General features: G+C 61.5%; 18 protein-coding genes. 2 read left to right on the top strand and 16 right to left on the bottom strand.

Features of this window, described 5'->3' with window-relative positions; translation table 11 throughout:
* Positions 1-7: 7 nt before the first annotated feature.
* The 15 genes from lepA to PW947_RS25045 form a co-directional block, all read right to left on the bottom strand.
* A complete protein-coding gene (gene lepA / locus PW947_RS25115; protein WP_299635091.1) occupies positions 8-1,801 on the bottom strand; it encodes a translation elongation factor 4 in 1,794 nt (597 codons plus the stop codon).
* A gap of 241 nt (positions 1,802-2,042) precedes the next feature.
* Positions 2,043-2,315 (bottom strand): glutaredoxin family protein, encoded by a 273-nt coding sequence (locus PW947_RS25110; RefSeq protein ID WP_299635090.1) that lies wholly within the window; start codon positions 2,313-2,315, stop codon positions 2,043-2,045.
* Positions 2,312-3,841 (bottom strand): DegQ family serine endoprotease, encoded by a 1,530-nt coding sequence (locus tag PW947_RS25105; protein ID WP_299635089.1) that lies wholly within the window; start codon positions 3,839-3,841, stop codon positions 2,312-2,314. The genes PW947_RS25110 and PW947_RS25105 overlap by 4 nt, the downstream gene beginning before the upstream one ends.
* 36 nt (positions 3,842-3,877) lie before the next feature.
* Positions 3,878-4,921 (bottom strand): MucB/RseB C-terminal domain-containing protein, encoded by a 1,044-nt coding sequence (locus tag PW947_RS25100; protein ID WP_299635088.1) that lies wholly within the window; start codon positions 4,919-4,921, stop codon positions 3,878-3,880.
* Between the two features lie 4 nt (positions 4,922-4,925).
* On the bottom strand, positions 4,926-5,552 hold the full coding sequence (locus PW947_RS25095) for an RseA family anti-sigma factor (protein WP_299635087.1): 627 nt from the start codon (positions 5,550-5,552) through the stop codon (positions 4,926-4,928).
* An 82-nt stretch (positions 5,553-5,634) separates the two neighbouring features.
* Positions 5,635-6,234, bottom strand: coding sequence for an RNA polymerase sigma factor RpoE (gene rpoE, locus PW947_RS25090; protein ID WP_299635086.1), 600 nt, complete (start codon positions 6,232-6,234; stop codon positions 5,635-5,637).
* A gap of 100 nt (positions 6,235-6,334) precedes the next feature.
* Positions 6,335-6,676 (bottom strand): hypothetical protein, encoded by a 342-nt coding sequence (locus tag PW947_RS25085; protein ID WP_299635085.1) that lies wholly within the window; start codon positions 6,674-6,676, stop codon positions 6,335-6,337.
* 166 nt (positions 6,677-6,842) lie between these two features.
* Positions 6,843-8,081: a beta-ketoacyl-ACP synthase II gene (gene fabF / locus PW947_RS25080; RefSeq protein WP_299635084.1), complete on the bottom strand. Its 1,239-nt coding sequence runs from the start codon at positions 8,079-8,081 to the stop codon at positions 6,843-6,845.
* A 217-nt stretch (positions 8,082-8,298) separates the two neighbouring features.
* The gene (gene acpP / locus PW947_RS25075; RefSeq protein WP_014897657.1) at positions 8,299-8,538 is read right to left on the bottom strand and encodes an acyl carrier protein; all 240 of its coding nucleotides are present in this window, start codon (positions 8,536-8,538) and stop codon (positions 8,299-8,301) included.
* A gap of 152 nt (positions 8,539-8,690) precedes the next feature.
* Positions 8,691-9,440 carry a 3-oxoacyl-ACP reductase FabG gene (gene fabG / locus PW947_RS25070; RefSeq protein WP_299635083.1) on the bottom strand — a complete coding sequence of 250 codons (750 nt, stop codon included), beginning with the start codon at positions 9,438-9,440 and terminating at the stop codon, positions 8,691-8,693.
* Positions 9,441-9,500: 60 nt separating this feature from the next.
* Positions 9,501-10,436 carry an ACP S-malonyltransferase gene (gene fabD / locus PW947_RS25065; protein ID WP_299635082.1) on the bottom strand — a complete coding sequence of 312 codons (936 nt, stop codon included), beginning with the start codon at positions 10,434-10,436 and terminating at the stop codon, positions 9,501-9,503.
* Between the two features lie 136 nt (positions 10,437-10,572).
* Positions 10,573-11,562: a beta-ketoacyl-ACP synthase III gene (locus PW947_RS25060; RefSeq protein WP_299635081.1), complete on the bottom strand. Its 990-nt coding sequence runs from the start codon at positions 11,560-11,562 to the stop codon at positions 10,573-10,575.
* Positions 11,562-12,677 carry a phosphate acyltransferase PlsX gene (gene plsX, locus PW947_RS25055; protein ID WP_299635080.1) on the bottom strand — a complete coding sequence of 372 codons (1,116 nt, stop codon included), beginning with the start codon at positions 12,675-12,677 and terminating at the stop codon, positions 11,562-11,564. The genes PW947_RS25060 and plsX overlap by 1 nt, the downstream gene beginning before the upstream one ends.
* Positions 12,678-12,801: 124 nt before the next feature.
* Positions 12,802-12,981 carry a 50S ribosomal protein L32 gene (gene rpmF, locus PW947_RS25050; RefSeq protein ID WP_299635079.1) on the bottom strand — a complete coding sequence of 60 codons (180 nt, stop codon included), beginning with the start codon at positions 12,979-12,981 and terminating at the stop codon, positions 12,802-12,804.
* A 100-nt stretch (positions 12,982-13,081) separates the two neighbouring features.
* Positions 13,082-13,726, bottom strand: a complete 645-nt coding sequence (locus PW947_RS25045) for a DUF177 domain-containing protein (RefSeq protein WP_299636007.1) — start codon at positions 13,724-13,726, stop codon at positions 13,082-13,084.
* A 305-nt stretch (positions 13,727-14,031) separates the two neighbouring features.
* Here PW947_RS25045 and PW947_RS25040 point away from each other — a divergent pair, with 305 nt between their 5' ends.
* Positions 14,032-14,658 carry a Maf-like protein gene (locus tag PW947_RS25040; protein ID WP_299635078.1) on the top strand — a complete coding sequence of 209 codons (627 nt, stop codon included), beginning with the start codon at positions 14,032-14,034 and terminating at the stop codon, positions 14,656-14,658.
* Entirely contained in the window at positions 14,655-15,374 is a 720-nt protein-coding gene (locus tag PW947_RS25035; protein WP_299635077.1) for an SAM-dependent methyltransferase, read from the top strand. Before PW947_RS25040 ends, PW947_RS25035 begins: the two co-directional genes overlap by 4 nt.
* 106 nt (positions 15,375-15,480) lie before the next feature.
* On the opposite strand, the gene PW947_RS25030 is transcribed toward PW947_RS25035, so the two are convergent.
* Positions 15,481-16,485 carry a S49 family peptidase gene (locus PW947_RS25030; RefSeq protein ID WP_299635076.1) on the bottom strand — a complete coding sequence of 335 codons (1,005 nt, stop codon included), beginning with the start codon at positions 16,483-16,485 and terminating at the stop codon, positions 15,481-15,483.
* Positions 16,486-16,488 lie beyond the last annotated feature (3 nt).

The following is a 16,488-nucleotide window of genomic DNA, read 5'->3' as shown; positions in this document are numbered from 1 at the left end:
CTTCGTCTTATTTATCTTCGACACGCAAAATGGCAAGGAAAGCCTCTTGCGGAATCTCAACGGAGCCAACCTGCTTCATCCGCTTCTTACCCGCTTTCTGCTTTTCCAACAGCTTCTTCTTGCGGGAAATGTCGCCGCCGTAGCATTTTGCCAGCACGTTCTTACGAAGCGCCTTGATGTTCTCACGCGCGATGATGTTCGCGCCGATGGTGGCCTGAATCGCTACGTCGTACATCTGCCGCGGGATCAGTTCGCGCATCTTGGCCGCGACTTCGCGACCGCGATACTGGCTCTGCGAACGGTGAACGATCACCGACAACGCATCGACCTTGTCGCCGTTGATCAGCATGTCGACCTTCACGACGTCGGCCGCGCGATATTCCTTGAACTCGTAATCCATCGACGCATAACCGCGCGACGTGGACTTCAGCCGGTCGAAGAAGTCCATCACGATTTCGCCCATCGGGATTTCGTACGTGAGCTGAACCTGGCGGCCGTGATACTGCATGTTGATCTGGCTGCCGCGCTTCGCCGTACAGAGCGTGATCACCGAACCGACATAGTCTTGCGGCATGTACAGGTTCACCGTGACAATCGGCTCGCGCACTTCTTCGATACGCGACGGGTCCGGCATCTTGGCCGGATTCTCGACCATGAGGATCGTGCCGTCGCGCTGCAGGACTTCGTAGACCACCGTGGGTGCGGTGGTGATCAGGTCCATGTCGAACTCGCGTTCGAGACGTTCCTGGACGATTTCCATGTGCAACAGACCGAGGAAGCCGCAACGGAAGCCGAAGCCGAGTGCTTGCGACACTTCCGGTTCGTATTGCAGCGCCGCGTCGTTCAGGCGCAGCTTTTCCAGCGATTCGCGCAGCGCGTCGTACTGGTTCGCCTCGACCGGATACAAGCCTGCGAACACCTGCGGCTTCACTTCCTTGAAACCGGGCAGCGGCTCGGCGGCAGGACGGTTGACCAGCGTGACGGTATCGCCGACCTTCGCGGCCGCGAGTTCCTTGATGCCGGCGATGATGAAGCCCACCTGCCCTGCCGACAGCACGTCCAGATTCTTCGACTTCGGCGTGAACACGCCGATATGTTCGACCGGATATTGCGCGCCGGTCGCGAGCATGCGGATCTTGTCTTTCGGACGCAGCGTGCCGTTGACGAGACGCACCAGCATCACGACGCCGACGTAGTTGTCGAACCAGGAATCGATGATCAGCGCTTGCAGCGGCGCTTCCGGATCGCCCTTCGGCGGCGGTACCTTGACGATCAGCGCTTCGAGCACGTCTTCGACGCCGAGGCCGGTTTTCGCGCTGCAATGCGTCGCATCGGTTGCGTCGATGCCGATCACGTCTTCGATTTCGGCGATCGCGCCTTCCGGGTTTGCCGCCGGTAAGTCGATCTTGTTCAACACCGGCACCACTTCGACGCCGAGCTCGATCGCCGTGTAGCAGTTCGCAACGGTCTGCGCCTCGACGCCCTGACTCGCATCGACGACCAGCAGCGCGCCTTCGCACGCGGACAGCGAGCGGCTGACTTCATACGAGAAGTCGACGTGGCCCGGCGTGTCGATCATGTTGAGGTTGTAGACCTGTCCGTCGCGCGCGCGATAGGACAGCGCTGCCGTTTGCGCCTTGATGGTGATACCGCGTTCGCGCTCGATATCCATCGAATCGAGCACCTGGGCTTCCATTTCGCGGTCGGACAAGCCACCGCACAGTTGGATGATGCGATCGGCGAGCGTCGACTTGCCGTGGTCGATGTGCGCAATGATCGAAAAGTTACGAATATGATTCATTCAGTGCCGATCAAGCGAAAAAGGCGCGCTCGGACGATAGCGGAGCACGCCTTGTAAGTAGGTGAAAAACCTGCCTATTTTAGCCGAAAAGGCTGTCGGCCAGGCGGATCTTACTGGGGGCGGACTGGTGCGGCTTCCCGGCGGCACGCGCCGGGCGCCGAAAAACGCGCGTCTCGACGCGTTCAAAACGCGGGAATTGCAACGCAGTTGCGCAAGATTGCGCGAATCGAAGAGGCCACGCTCACGCGCGATGCGCGTTGCGAGCGGCCCAGGCGGCAAGCGCGTCGCGCGCGCGAGCCTGATCGAGATGATAGCGACACACTTCGACGCCATCACAAACCAGCACGGGCACGAGTTCGTTGTAGCGCGCTTCGAGTTGCGGATCGGCGTCGATATCGACGACATCCACCTGGACCGCGAACTCGACCAGCAGCGGGTCGAGCGCGGCGCGCATGTCGTCGCACAGGTGGCACCACGCGCGCCCGTAAAGCGTGAGCGCGCGGGCGACGGTCATTTAGGCGCTGCGGTGCCGCGCGGACGGATCGGCACGAACTGCGTGTTCTCGCCACGACGCACCAGCAGCGCCACCATCTTTTGCGGATCGAGATTCGACGTGACCGCGTCGAACTGTTTGGCGCTGGCGATATCCGTATCGCCGATACGCAGGATGATGTCGCCCTTCTGCAAACCAACGCGCACGGCCGGACCGTCGACCACGTCGACCTGCACGCCGTTGTGCAGCTTCAGCGATTTCAATTGATCCGACGACAGGTCGCTCACCGCAATACCCAACGCATTGGTGGCACGCGGCTTCGGTGCGGGCGGCTTCTTGTCTTCGGCCTTCGCGGTCTTCTCCGCCTGCATCTCGGCGATCGTCACCGACATGTCGCGCGTCTGGCCCTTGCGCCACACGGTGATAGTCGCCTTCGTGCCCGGCTTCGTGTCGCCGACCATCCGCGGCAGATCCGTCGCGGTATCGACCGAATGACCGTTGAACTTCAGGATAATGTCGCCCGGTTGCACGCCGGCCTTGTCGGCGGGACCGCCCGGCTCGACGCTGCTGACGAGCGCGCCCTGCGCCTTCGGCAAGCCCAACGTGTCCGCGACTTCCTTCGTCACTTCGCCGATGGCCACCGCAATGCGGCCGCGCGTCACCTTGCCGGTGGTCTTCAGTTGATCGGCCACACGCATCGCTTCATCGATGGGAATCGCGAACGAAATGCCCATGAACCCGCCGGTACGGCTGTAGATCTGCGAGTTGATGCCGATCACTTCGCCTTGCATATTGATCAGCGGACCGCCCGAATTGCCCGGATTCACCGCGACGTCGGTCTGGATAAACGGGAGGTAGTCGCCGGTATCGCGCCCCTTCGCGCTGACGATGCCGGCCGTCACCGTGTTTTCAAGCCCGAACGGCGAGCCGATTGCCACGACCCATTCGCCGACGCGAACCTTGTTCGAATCGCCGATGGTGATGGTGGGCAGGCTCGACGCGTTGATCTTGACGACGGCGACGTCGGTGCGATCGTCGACGCCGACGAGTTTGGCCTTGAACTCGCGCTTGTCGGTCAGCGTGACGTAGATCGTGTCCGCGTCGTCGACGACGTGTGCGTTGGTCATCACGTATCCGTCGGCGGACAGGATGAAGCCCGAGCCGACGCCGCTGTTTTGTTCGGGATCGGTGTTGTCGGGCGCGTCCTGATTGCCGCCGCTGCCGCTGCCGCTGCCGCCGTTGTCACCGCCGCGTGGCGTGCCTGGCTGTTGCGGCGTTTGCGGACCGCCCGGCATCGGAATGCCGAAGAAGCGCCGGAAAAACTCCGACATATCGCCATCGTCCATGCCTGGCGGCAGGCCGCGCGTGCTGCTCGACACCCGCGTGGTAGTGCGAATATTGACGACCGCCGGGCCGACTTTATCGACGAGATCAGTGAAATCCGGAAGATTGGCCGCGGGAGCCGCCGACGCCGTGTGCGGCAGAAGCGGCAAACAGGCCGCCACTACTGCGGCCGCGAGGAATTTGCGCACCGAGAAAGTCGTCATATCGTAGCAAGCCGAGGGATTCGAGGATTCGGGAGGTTACTTCGGAGCTTTGTATTCTATGGCAGACGCAAACTGCTGCAACGTGGTCTGGGGCACTTCGCCGAGCAAGGTAATCCAGAAATTGCCACGACGCTTGACCAGCACGTGCGTCGCGCCGCTGTCGCCCACGCCTTCCTTGCGCGTGTTGTTTTCCACCGGCTCGACGAACACCGAGATTGCCGCGAGGCCGTCGGAGAACACTGCCTGATCGACCGGGATGGGCGGCGTGCCGGGATCGCGCGCGGCCATAGGTCGACGCAACTCACGAATCATACGGAAACCGGGCACGTTGGGTTCGATCTGCCAGCCTTGCGCCGACATATCCACCGGTTCGACCGGCGGACGCACCATCGTCCAGCCCGCAGTGTTCTTGATACCGTTGACGATCGGGGTCTTGTCGACCGGCACGCCAATCCGGATCTGCGAAAACGCGAGTTGTTCGAGCACCTGGCCGTTCGGATCGAGCGTTTGCGTGCGCAACAGCAGGCCCGTCTTCTGATCCGCCCACAGCTTGTACGCGAAGCGATACGCGTCTTTCGGATCGAGTTCGATCACCTGACTGTCGACGCCCGCGACGCGATCGTTGCCGAGCAACTTCGCGTCGTAGACGGAAAGCACCTGGTCGCCGCTTGCCTGCAGCAGCGCCGGAAACGAATCTTTGTTCTGGCGTTTCTCGACCACGCACAAGTGCCGCTCGGGCACGAACGTGTACATGTCGTCGTTATGGCGGAGCATGCGGCGCGGCTTGCCGTCGAGACTTTCGATCTGCTCGAATTCGCCGTCGGTGCGGGTCGCGTAGTGCGAGATCCGCGAAGATTGCACGAAGGCGCCCCGTTGATACACGAAGGCGCCTTCGTAGTTCTGCTGCTGGGCAGCCTGATGGATGCGGTTGAGCCAGTCCGCCGCCGAACGGTGCGCGGCGGCCGCGTCATCGGCCTGCGCCGAAGCGTGCGATGAAGCGGACAACAATACGGCTGCGCAGAACATGAATGCCGGCAGCCGCCCCCATATAGTCGTTTTATTCAACCGCGTTGTCTGCATCAGACTATTGGCCTTGCGTGGTCACAGCGGCAGCACGGATCAGCGGCATCGAACCGGACATGGCCGGTTGCTGTGCGAATTGCTGATGCGCTTCCAGATATTGATCGAGACTTGCGTCGCGGATGATGTTTGCGTCCTGCACGACCGGTTGCAGGGTCGCAGCCGGCACCGATGCCATTGCGACGCGTTGCACCGAATCGCCATGCGACTGCACCGACGCGATTTGCGCGACGCCCGGACCGCCCGGCACGCCTTGCAACTGCGGCACGACGATCCATGTCAGCGTAGCAGCCGCGGCCGCGACGGCAAATGCCGGCACGACACGACGACGGAACGCCAGAAGCTTGCGCGCGGCAGGCACGGCGGACGGCGCAAGCAGATGCGGCTCGCTTTCCAGACGCGCGGCAAAACCGCTCAAAAACGCAGCGCTTGCTGCCGGACTGACAGCCAGATCGTCGGAACGCAATGCGTCCCCGATCAGATGATAGTGCGACCAGGTCGCACGATCTTCGCTGTTCAGCTCAGAAATAAACTTGTTCAGATGCGCTTCGCCGAACAACTCGCCGTCGACAACAGCGGACAGACGCTCGCCTCGCGAGCTTGCTTGCGATTGCATCGAGACCGAACCCATGATGCTCCCCATCTTGCAGACACCCTGTAGTGACACCACCTAACCCAGATATTGCGTCCTTGCCCCTGCTGCCGGCTGGCGATTACCAGCGTTTGCCCTCGGGTGTGTCAAGCAATGGACGCAATTTTGCCGCAATGGCTTCGCGAGCACGAAAAATTCGCGATCTAACGGTGCCGATCGGGCATCCCATCATCTCAGCGATTTCTTCATAGCTCAGACCTTCAATTTCACGAAGAGTTATGGCGGTGCGCAGCTCTTCCGGTAAAACCGCCATCGCAGCATTGACCGTCTCAGCGATCTGCTTGCTCATCAACATCGACTCAGGCGTGTTGATATCCCTTAGTTGGTCCGCGTCCGAGAAAGTTTCAGCTTCTTCAGCATCCGCTTCGGTAGAAGTTGGAGCACGCCGACCTTGGGTCGCAAGGTAGTTCTTCGCCGTATTTACCGCAATACGGTACAACCATGTATAGAAAGCCGACTCGCCGCGAAATTGCGGGAGCGCCCGATATGCCTTGATAAACGCATCCTGCGCGACATCCTCGACCTCGGCGGGGTCCCGCACGAGGCGCGAAATCAGCCGGATGATCTTGCGCTGGTATTTGGAGACCAGAAGCTCGAACGCGGCCTTGTCGCCTTTTTGCACACGTTCAACCAGCACCTGATCAATTTCTTTTTCGCTCACCTGATAAATCCGTTCACTTGGGGGTGCATGGCGGGGCACCATTGTAGCGTCCCCATCATAACGTCACGCCACTCCGGTAACAGCGGTTACAGTCGTTACATCAGTTATTTGCGCTTCGGCGGCAGAAAACCGCCAGCTCACGGAAGGTTTCCGCAGAGAGTGACGCGGCGGCGATAAGCACGCTGCGACCCCAACGCGGCGGCCCATCCCCGCCCGCCAGCGAGACGATCAGCAAGCGCCCGGTCCATTGGCTGCAGCCTGTGACCGCGCCCTGCGCGATCAGTTTGCCATCGCGATTCCAGACCGACAAACCATCCGGCCCGATTTTCACCGATGCCGGCGCATTGCGCCAGTAACCCACCGCGCTCAATCCGAGCGTGGCGATTGTCGCCAGAACCAGCGGTAGCGCCCGCCATCCGCCCAACCATGCGGTCAGATTCACGAAAACACAGGCGACGACCACGCATGTGAAGACCATTGTGAGCGCGCCCAAAATAAAAGAGCGCCGCAACGTAAAACGTTGCGGCGCTCTTTCCGGCAAAACCGTTCCAGCGCAGTGCGCCGGAACGGTTTGCGTAGACGGAAGCGGTATCTGGGCCGTCAAACGATCAGAAACGCTTGAAAACCAAGGTTCCGTTCGTGCCGCCGAACCCGAACGAGTTCTTCAGCGCGACGTCGATCTTCATGTCCCGCGCGGTGTTTGCGCAGTAATCGAGATCGCACTGCGGATCCTGATTGAAGATGTTGATCGTCGGCGGGGAGATCTGGTGATGCACGGCGAGAACCGTGAATACCGACTCCAGACCGCCGGCGCCGCCCAGCAGGTGACCCGTCATCGACTTGGTGGAGTTCACCACCATGTCTTTGGCGTGGTCGCCGAACGCGCGCTTGATACCCGTGGTTTCAGCAAGGTCACCGAGCTGCGTGGACGTGCCGTGCGCGTTCAGGTAGTTGACCTGATCCGGATTGATGGCCGCGTTTTTCATCGCAGCCAGCATGCAGCGGCGTGCGCCGTCGCCGTCTTCGACCGGAGCGGTCATGTGATAAGCGTCGCCGCTCATCCCGTAGCCGCCCACTTCCGCGTAGATCTTCGCGCCGCGGGCCTTGGCGTGTTCGTACTCTTCGAGCACCATCACGCCCGCGCCTTCGCCCAGCACGAAACCGTCGCGGTCTTTGTCCCACGGACGGCTCGCCGTTGCCGGATCATCGTTGCGTTGCGACAGCGCACGCGCCGCCGCAAACCCGCCGATACCCAGCGGCGACACGGTCGATTCCGCACCGCCCGCGATCATCACGTCGGCATCGCCGTACTCGATCAGCCGCGATGCTTCGCCGATGCAATGCAAACCGGTCGTGCAAGCGGTGACGATGGCGAGATTCGGACCTTTGATGCCGAACTTGATCGACAGATGGCCGGAGATCATGTTGATGATCGATGCCGGAACGAAGAACGGCGAAATACGACGCGGGCCGCGGTTCAGCAGTTCGGTTTGCGTGACTTCGATCATCGGCAGACCGCCAATGCCCGAACCCACGACAACGCCGATGCGCTCCGAGTTTTCGTCGGTGACTTCGAGACCGCTATCACGCATGGCCTGGATGCCGGCAGCCACACCATAGTGGATGAAGGTATCCATATGGCGCGCTTCCTTACCGGGGATGTAGTCCTCGATATTGAAGCCCTTGACCTCGCCGGCAAAGCGCGTGGTGAAGTTCGACGCATCGAACTTCGTGATGTCGGCAATACCCGACTTGCCGGCGACCAGATTGGCCCAGCCGTCGGCAACATTATTGCCAACAGGCGAAATCAGCCCCAGGCCTGTAACAACAACACGACGACGGCTCACGGTAACCCCTTTTCCATAGAATGACTAAAGCAAAAGCCACAGCGACCACGGGCATCAGACCCGTAAGCTCTGTGGCTGTTAATCCGGCAGCGCAGAGACATGCGCATGCGGCATCGCTCGCGCCGGCAGCGGGAATAGCACGAACCCCGCTGACGCCAGAAACCGGCGCGACAGGGCGTCATACGCTACCAACGCTGCGATGCGTGCGCGAATGACCTTAGGCCTTGACGTTCGCGCGAGCGTAGTCGATCGCCTGTTGAACGGTCGTGATCTTCTCGGCTTCTTCATCCGGAATTTCCATGCCGAATTCGTCTTCGAGGGCCATCACGAGTTCCACGGTGTCGAGCGAGTCGGCGCCGAGGTCGTTCACGAACGAAGCTTCCGTCTTGATTTCGGCTTCTGCGACGCCCAGTTGTTCTGCGACGATCTTCTTCACGCGCTGTTCGATGTTGTCCATTAACCCCTCCAAGGGAAAAGTAAGTTCAAAAATACAGGTGCGCGCATTTTATCAGGTTTGCTTCTGTAAAAAAGCACGCACAAGGTTCGTGTCGAGGCATGCGCCTTACGCTTTTGCTAACGCATCAAGGCGCGGATAGTAACCGAATTCGGTTACGACATATACATCCCGCCGTTCACATGCAGCGTCGTGCCGGTGATGTAGCCAGCCAGCGGCGACGCGAGAAATGCGACGGCGTGCGCGATGTCTTCCGGGCTGCCCAGACGGCCAAGCGGAATCTGTGCCTTAAGCGCGGTCTGCTGCTCTTCCGGCAAGGTCTTCGTCATGTCGGTGTCGATAAAGCCGGGCGCGACGCAGTTCACCGTGATACCGCGGCTACCGATCTCGCGTGCCAACGCGCGCGTCATGCCGGCCACACCGGCCTTCGCGGCGGCGTAGTTGGCCTGACCCGCGTTGCCGGACGAGCCGACCACCGACGTGATGTTGATGATGCGGCCACCGCGCGCTTTCATCATAGGGCGCAGCACGGCGCGCGACAGACGGAAGACCGAACGCAGGTTGGTGTCGATCACCGCGTCCCAGTCTTCGTCTTTCATGCGCATCGCGAGTTGATCTTGCGTGATGCCCGCGTTGTTCACCAGCACGTGCAGCGCGCCGAATTCCTTCACCGTGCCGTCGATCAGCGCGTCGGTTGCGGCTGCGTCGTTGACGTTCAGCACCGCACCGTGGCCGTTCACGCCTTCGGCCTTGAAGCCTTCGGTGATAGCCTGCGCGCCGCTTTCGCTGGTGGCCGTGCCGATTACCGTCGCGCCCTGGCGCGCCAGTTCCAGCGCAATCGCGCGACCGATACCGCGCGAAGCGCCGGTGACGATCGCGATCTGCTTGTCGAGAGTCTTTTCCATCTTGTCAGTCCGGATTGCCTTTGCAGGCGGATTGGAGACGTGTGTAGCCGCGCGCAGCGCTCAGGCTGCCGTCACGAGCTTCAGCGTTTCTTCGAGCGATGCGGGATCGAACACCGAGACGCCCGTCAACGTACCGTCGATACGCTTGGTCAAACCCGCAAGGACCTTGCCCGGCCCGCATTCGACGATGTGCGAGACGCCCTGCGCCGCCATTGCCTGCACGCATTCGACCCAACGTACCGCGCCCGCCGCCTGGCGAACCAGCGCGTCCTTGATGGCGGCCGGTTCGTTGACGATCGCGACGTCGACGTTATTGATCACAGGAATCTGCGGCACCTGAACGTTGACGCTCGCCAGGTATTCGCGGAGTTGGTCCGACGCCGGCTTGAGCAGCGACGAATGGAACGGCGCCGATACCGGCAGCGGCAACGCGCGCTTCGCGCCCTTCGCCTTCGCCACTTCGCAGGCTTTCTCGACCGCCGCCTTCTGACCCGCGATCACGACCTGCGCCGGCGCGTTGAAGTTGACGGCTTCGACGATGCCCGCCACCGATGCTTCCGCGCAGACCGCACGGACGGTGTCGTCGTCGAGACCGAGAATCGCGGCCATGCCGCCTTCGCCGACCGGAACCGCCGTTTGCATGGCTTGCGCGCGGAACCGCACGAGCGGCACAGCATCGCGAAACGCGATGGCGCCGGCCGCGACCAGCGCCGTGTATTCACCGAGGCTGTGGCCCGCGACAATTGCGGGCGCCGGGCCGCCGGCCTGCTGCCACGCGCGATACATCGCGTAGGCGGCCGTCAGCATGACCGGTTGCGTGTTGGTGGTGAGGTTCAGATCCTCGGCCGGACCTTCGGCGATCAGCTTGCCGAGATCCTGGCCCAATGCGTCGGACGCTTCCTGGACCGTTTCGCGCACGATAGCGTGATCGGCGAACGCGTTGAGCATACCGACCGACTGCGAACCCTGGCCGGGAAAAACGAAGGCGAATTTCATATCGTCCCCAAATTCGATGAGTTCAGATGTGGGTGGCGCGCATGATGGATGCACTTAATGACACATCTCAAAACACGATGCACGCACGGACGCGCCGCGTGACGCTTTGCGCCGCGCGGCAACGACCTTGGCCGGATCAATAACGAATGACCGACGCGCCCCACGTGAAGCCGCCGCCGACGCCCTCGATCAGGACGTTCTGGCCGCGCTTGATGCGACCGTCGCGAACCGCGACGTCAAGCGCAAGCGGAATGGACGCAGCCGACGTGTTGCCGTGCTCGCCCACTGTGACGACCATGCGTTCCTGCGGCAAACCGAGTTTGCGGCAGGTACTGGTCATGATACGGATATTGGCCTGGTGCGGTATCAGCCAATCGATCTGGTCTGCAGTCAGATTGGCTTTTTCCAGCGCCTCGACCGCGACCTTTTCGAGCACGTTGACGGCCAGCTTGAACACTGCCTGCCCATCCATATGCAGGAAAGCGCTGCCGGCGACGATCCCGCCGTTCACATTGCCCGGCGTGCACAGAATGTTCGAGTGGCTGCCGTCCGCATGCAATGCGCTGGCCAGCACGCCCGGCTCTTCCGACGCCGACAGGATCACGGCACCGGCGCCATCGCCGAACAGCACGCAGGTCGTGCGGTCGTTGAAATCGAGGATCCGCGAGAACGTTTCGGCGCCGATCACCAGCGCGGTACGGTGCTGACCGCTGCGGATGAAGCTGTCGGCGGTCGCGACCGCGTAAGCGAAGCCCGAACACACCGCCTGGACGTCGAACGCGGCGCCGTGATTCTTGATGCCGAGCTTGTTCTGCAACAGGCACGCCGTGCTCGGAAACACGAAGTCCGGCGTGGACGTTGCGACGATGATCAGATCGATGGATTGGGGATCGATGTCAGCGGCTTCGATTGCGCGTTGCGCGGCGATCAGTGCGAGATCGCTGGTGCTGACATCGGGATCGGCGAAGTGACGCGCATGGATGCCCGTGCGGGCGACAATCCATTCGTCGCTCGTCTCGACGCCCTGGCTGGCGAGACGTTCAGCCAGATCCTGATTGGTGACGCGGTTGGGCGGCAGGTAGCTGCCGGTGCCCAACACGCGGGAATACAGTGTTGTTTGAGCCATTATGCCTTCGAAGATAGCGCAGCGTAGGGCTCGGCTGGCTGGCCGGCAACGGGACTTGCAGTCCCCGCACCGCCCGACACGCCTGGATCACGAGCCGCCTGCTCCAGAGGACCCGCATTGTCCTCCATCGCTCGCGCGAGGCGTTCCAGCACGCCGTTTTTGACGGCATCATACCCGCGTTTGATTGCCCACTCAAACGCGTAGGCGTCCGCGGAACCGTGGCTTTTGATGACCAGGCCACGCAAACCGAGCAACGCTGCACCATTGTATTGCCGATGGTCGACGCGCTTCTTGAAGCGCAGCAAAACCGGCAACGCGAGCACGGCCATCACCTTGGTCAGCCACGAGCGGCCGAACTCTTCCTTGATGATATTGGTCAGCATCTGCGCGAGACCTTCCGACGTCTTAAGCGCGACATTACCGACGAAGCCATCGCAGACGATCACGTCGACGGTGCCCTTGAAGATGTCGTTGCCTTCGACGTTACCGCGGAAGTTCAGCGTACTGGCGCGCAGCAACTCGCCTGCGCGCTTGATGGTTTCGTTGCCCTTGATCACTTCTTCGCCGATATTCAGCAAGCCGATCGTCGGACGATCCTTGCCTTCCAGCGCGGCGACCAGCGCATGCCCCATCTCGGCGAACTGCAACAGATGCTGCGGCTCGCAATCGACGTTGGCGCCGAGGTCGAGCATCATCGTGTAGCCGGTCGGATTGGGCAACGCAAAAGCAATTGCCGGGCGTTCGATGCCAGGCAAGGTTTTGAGCACATAACGGGAGACCGCCATCAGCGCGCCGGTATTGCCGGCGGAGATGCAGGCTTGCGCCTCGCCTTCCTTGACGCGATTAAGCGCCACGCGCATCGACGAGTCTTTCTTCTTGCGCAGTGCCACCTCAACCGGATCGTCCATAGTGACGATTTCGGACGCGGGCACGACTGTCAGCGCGGGATTGTCCTGCGCCTTCAGCTTCTTCAATTGCGTACGGATCGCAGTTTCAATACCGACGAGCAGCAACTGCGCATCGGGATGCGACCGGACGAAATTGACGGCGGCGGGAACGGTCACGGACGGGCCGTGGTCGCCCCCCATGCAATCTATCGTGAGCTTTACAGTCATGGAGTGCGACGAATTTCAGGCACAAAAAAGCGGCAGTTGAATGCCGCCTTTTTGCTGAGCCGGGAAAATGTCAAGCGAGCCGATCGCCACGCGAAACGCCAAAGGGCGCATCGCAGTGTAGCGATTAGTCGTTCTTCGTCTTGACAACTTTCTTGCCGCGATAATAACCATTCGGGCTGATGTGGTGACGCAGATGCACTTCACCCGTAGCCGGTTCGATTCCCAGCGGCGCTGCCGTCAGGAAATCGTGCGAACGGTGCATGCCGCGCTTCGACGGCGTCTTCTTGTTTTGCTGAACTGCCATGACTAACTCCTAAAAATTTTCCGAATTCTAACACAGCCCGATCCGGTCTCTGCCACTGACCAAAAGGCCAATGCGCCGCATCGCGCTACCCTGCAACTGTTCAGTGCTTCTTGCCGCCAGAACCACCTTGTTTCAAGCCTTCGAGTGCCGCAAACGGATTCGGCCGTTCGGGCTCATCGCCCGCACCTGCCTCGTCCGCCGCCGCCTCTTCATCCTCACCGTCGGCACCGCTCACGCCCGACACGAGACTCTCGTGGACTTCGGGACAAACTTCGTGTTTCGGCACCAGCGGTATGGTGAGCAGCAACTCTTCCTCGATCAAGTCGACGAGATCGAACTGGCGCGAGCCCACGATCACATCCACTTCATCTTCGTCCAACGGAAATTCGTCGGCTTCCGCTTCCGTGTTGACGATCCGGTAAATTGCATCGGCGTTGAACGCCTGATTGTACGGCGTCAAACACCGTTGGCACGTGAGCCATGCCGCACCGTGAAGCGCGAGCCGCAAATACGGCTGCGGACCCTCGGTGCCATCGTCCTGCAATTCAGGTTGCGTCGAGCCTTCAGCCTGCCAGGTGAACGCGGCATCGCGATCTGGCGCATCCGCCGGGACTTCGTTTAACATGCGCGGCAGTTGCGAGACGCGCACGACACCCGCAGCCTGGCGTGCGCTCCGAGCGAATTCGAAAATATCGAGATCACGCGGATCGACGTGGCCAGCAGGTTTGCCAGGATGTTCAGTCATGTGCGCTCCTGCGTCGGCGATGATTTCGCCGGGGGTCAATCGGTCATTCAGTGTACGGGCTTTGGTGCCAACCTTGACTACCAGGGCCGGCCCTAACCGCTTCCACTTTACGCGCCCGGAACCGCTTCGAGTCTTGCTTTGAGACTGCCTGGGAACCGTGATGGAACCGCGCAAACTCGCCGCGCGCGCAATAGGACACCGATGAAAAGCCCAAAATTATATCCCGTTTATCTTTTCGAGTCAAACACTTAAGCCCTCACGCGCAAAGCGTCGCGAGGCCCGCCCCACCTGCCGTTTGGTCCACCATGCCGGATTCCCCTAATCGCCCGCCGCGCCTGATTCTGGCGTCGAGCTCCCCCTACCGTCGCGAGTTGCTCGAGCGCCTGCGCATCCCGTTCGACGTGATCGTCCCTGCGATCGACGAAACGCCGCTCGATGGCGAATCGCCCGAAGCGACGGCCATGCGGCTGTCCGAAGCGAAAGCGCGCGCCGTCGCGCACCGCCTGAGCAACGAAAACGCGCCAGACGCCGCGCTGATCATCGGTTCGGATCAGGTCGCGACGTTCGACGGCCTGCAAATCGGCAAGCCGGGCACGCACGACAAGGCGCTCGCGCAACTGCAAGCCATGCGCGGTCGCGAAGTGCTGTTCCACAGCGCGCTTTGCCTGCTCGACACGCGCTCGGGCGAGGCGCAGACGCTCGACGTCATCACCCGCGTGCACTTTCGGAATCTGTCAGATGCCGCGCTCGACGCCTACCTGCGTGCCGAAACCCCTTACGACGTCGCGGGCAGCGCAAAATCCGAAGGTCTCGGCATTGCGCTGCTGGACGCGATCGAATCCGACGATCCGACCGCGCTGGTCGGATTGCCGCTGATCGCGTTGTCCCGGATGCTGCTGGCGACCGGTTATCCACTTCTGGAGGCGCGATGAGCGGCACTCTGTATCTGATCCCGAACACCTTGGGCGACGGCGACGCCGACGCGCTCGACCTGGTCCTGCCTGCACCGGTACGCGCCAAAGCTGCGGCTTTGCACTACTACATCGGCGAAAACGCAAAAACTACGCGAGCATTTCTGAAGAAAGTCGGCACCGACCGACCGATCCAGGACATCGAAATCCGCGAACTCAACGTGAACACGCCGGCCGGCGAAATCAACAAATTGCTCGAACCGCTGCTCGCGGGCACAGACGCGGGACTCGTATCGGAGGCCGGTTGCCCGGCCGTTGCCGATCCGGGCGCCCTACTGGTGCGTCGCGCGCATGAGCGCGGCGTCAAGGTCGTACCGTTCGTGGGGCCGAGCTCGATTCTGCTGGCGCTGATGGCGTCGGGCCTGAACGGCCAGAGCTTTGCGTTTCACGGCTACTTGCCCGTCGATGCAACCGAGCGCGCCAAACGCCTGCGCGAGCTCGAACAGCAGTCGCGCAAGGCGAAACAGACGCAGATTTTTATCGAGACGCCGTATCGCAACAAGCCGCTGCTGGACACGTTGCTGGCGTCTTGCGCGCCGTCGACGCTGGTTTGCGTGGCCGTGGATCTGACCTTACCCACGGAAACGATCGCCAGCCGGACGGTCATGGACTGGAAAAAAGCCCCGGCCCTCGATCTTCACAAGCGACCGGCGATTTTTCTGCTGCTCGCGGTTTGACCACCGCATAAAAAAGCGCGGCGCCCTCACGACGCCGCGCCTTCAGCCATCCGTTCCTACGGCGCGCATAGCGAGCCGCTGCGCGCCGGAAAACATGAATCAGGTCTTAACGCAGACCGACCCTCCCGCCCAAGACCATCGCGTGAATCGCAGCATTGCCGACTGACGCCCCAAATTTGCGCGCGACGCGATCCGTGATGCTTTCCTTCACCGTGTAATCGACGAGATCCGGCGCCTTGATGATGTCGCGCGCGACGTAGTCGGTATCGCCGAAACCATCAGCGAGGCCAAGCTGGACGCTCTGCTCGCCGGTCCAGAAGAGGCCCGAGAAAATATCCGGCGTTTCATGCAGCCGCGAGCCACGCCCCTGACGCACCGCCGCGATGAATTGCGCGTGAATCTGATCGAGCATCTGTTGTGCATGTTCGTCCATCTTCGGCGTTTCCGGCGAGAACGGATCGAAAGCACCCTTGTTCTCCCCCGAAGTATGCAGACGACGCTGGATGCCGAGTTTGTCCATCAAGCCGGTGAACCCGAAACCATCCATCAACACGCCGATCGATCCGACGATGCTGGCCTTGTCGACGTAAATCTTGTCGGCCGCCGCCGCCGCGTAGTAACCGCCCGACGCGCACATATCGCCCACTACCACGTAGAGCGGAATAGACGGATATTTCGCGCGCAATCGACGAATTTCGTTGTAGATGATGCCTGCCTGCACCGGACTGCCGCCCGGGCTGTTACACCGCAAGACCACCCCCGCCGTACCTGCATCTTCGAATGCGCTGTCGAGGGCCGTGTTCACATCTTCGGCGTTCGCATTGGTATCTGCGGAGATTTCGCCGTCTAACGACACCAAAGCCGTGTGACGACCGGTGGGCGCGACCTTGTCGCCGGAGACGTCGAGCGCAGCCCAGACCACCAGCAGAACGACCGCGAGAAACACGAAGCGGAAAAAAATCTTCCAGCGCCGCGCGGCGCGCTGCTCGGTGATTGCCGCGAGCGCGATACGTTCGAGCGCAGCGCGTTCCCAGCCGGGTTCGCCGGCAGGCGCGGAACCACGCGCGGGCGAAGACGGTTGATTCGGATCAGGAGTGAGATTGTCGGCCATGCT

Source organism: Paraburkholderia sp., from assembly GCF_028283785.1.
GTDB lineage: Bacteria > Pseudomonadota > Gammaproteobacteria > Burkholderiales > Burkholderiaceae > Paraburkholderia.
Note: the sequence above shows the minus strand (reverse complement) of the source record. Positions and strands in the feature narration are given on the sequence as shown.

Excerpts from the sequence above, each read along its gene's own strand:
- lepA (WP_299635091.1), bottom strand. The coding sequence starts at position 1,801 with ATGAATCATATTCGTAACTTTTCGATCATTGCGCACATCGACCACGGC.
- PW947_RS25110 (WP_299635090.1), bottom strand. The coding sequence starts at position 2,315 with ATGACCGTCGCCCGCGCGCTCACGCTTTACGGGCGCGCGTGGTGCCAC.
- PW947_RS25105 (WP_299635089.1), bottom strand. The coding sequence starts at position 3,841 with ATGACGACTTTCTCGGTGCGCAAATTCCTCGCGGCCGCAGTAGTGGCG.
- PW947_RS25100 (WP_299635088.1), bottom strand. The coding sequence starts at position 4,921 with ATGCAGACAACGCGGTTGAATAAAACGACTATATGGGGGCGGCTGCCG.
- PW947_RS25095 (WP_299635087.1), bottom strand. The coding sequence starts at position 5,552 with ATGGGTTCGGTCTCGATGCAATCGCAAGCAAGCTCGCGAGGCGAGCGT.
- acpP (WP_014897657.1), bottom strand. The coding sequence starts at position 8,538 with ATGGACAACATCGAACAGCGCGTGAAGAAGATCGTCGCAGAACAACTG.
- fabG (WP_299635083.1), bottom strand. The coding sequence starts at position 9,440 with ATGGAAAAGACTCTCGACAAGCAGATCGCGATCGTCACCGGCGCTTCG.
- fabD (WP_299635082.1), bottom strand. The coding sequence starts at position 10,436 with ATGAAATTCGCCTTCGTTTTTCCCGGCCAGGGTTCGCAGTCGGTCGGT.
- PW947_RS25060 (WP_299635081.1), bottom strand. The coding sequence starts at position 11,562 with ATGGCTCAAACAACACTGTATTCCCGCGTGTTGGGCACCGGCAGCTAC.
- plsX (WP_299635080.1), bottom strand. The coding sequence starts at position 12,677 with ATGACTGTAAAGCTCACGATAGATTGCATGGGGGGCGACCACGGCCCG.
- rpmF (WP_299635079.1), bottom strand. The coding sequence starts at position 12,981 with ATGGCAGTTCAGCAAAACAAGAAGACGCCGTCGAAGCGCGGCATGCAC.
- PW947_RS25045 (WP_299636007.1), bottom strand. The coding sequence starts at position 13,726 with ATGACTGAACATCCTGGCAAACCTGCTGGCCACGTCGATCCGCGTGAT.
- PW947_RS25040 (WP_299635078.1), top strand. The coding sequence starts at position 14,032 with ATGCCGGATTCCCCTAATCGCCCGCCGCGCCTGATTCTGGCGTCGAGC.
- PW947_RS25035 (WP_299635077.1), top strand. The coding sequence starts at position 14,655 with ATGAGCGGCACTCTGTATCTGATCCCGAACACCTTGGGCGACGGCGAC.
- PW947_RS25030 (WP_299635076.1), bottom strand. The coding sequence starts at position 16,485 with ATGGCCGACAATCTCACTCCTGATCCGAATCAACCGTCTTCGCCCGCG.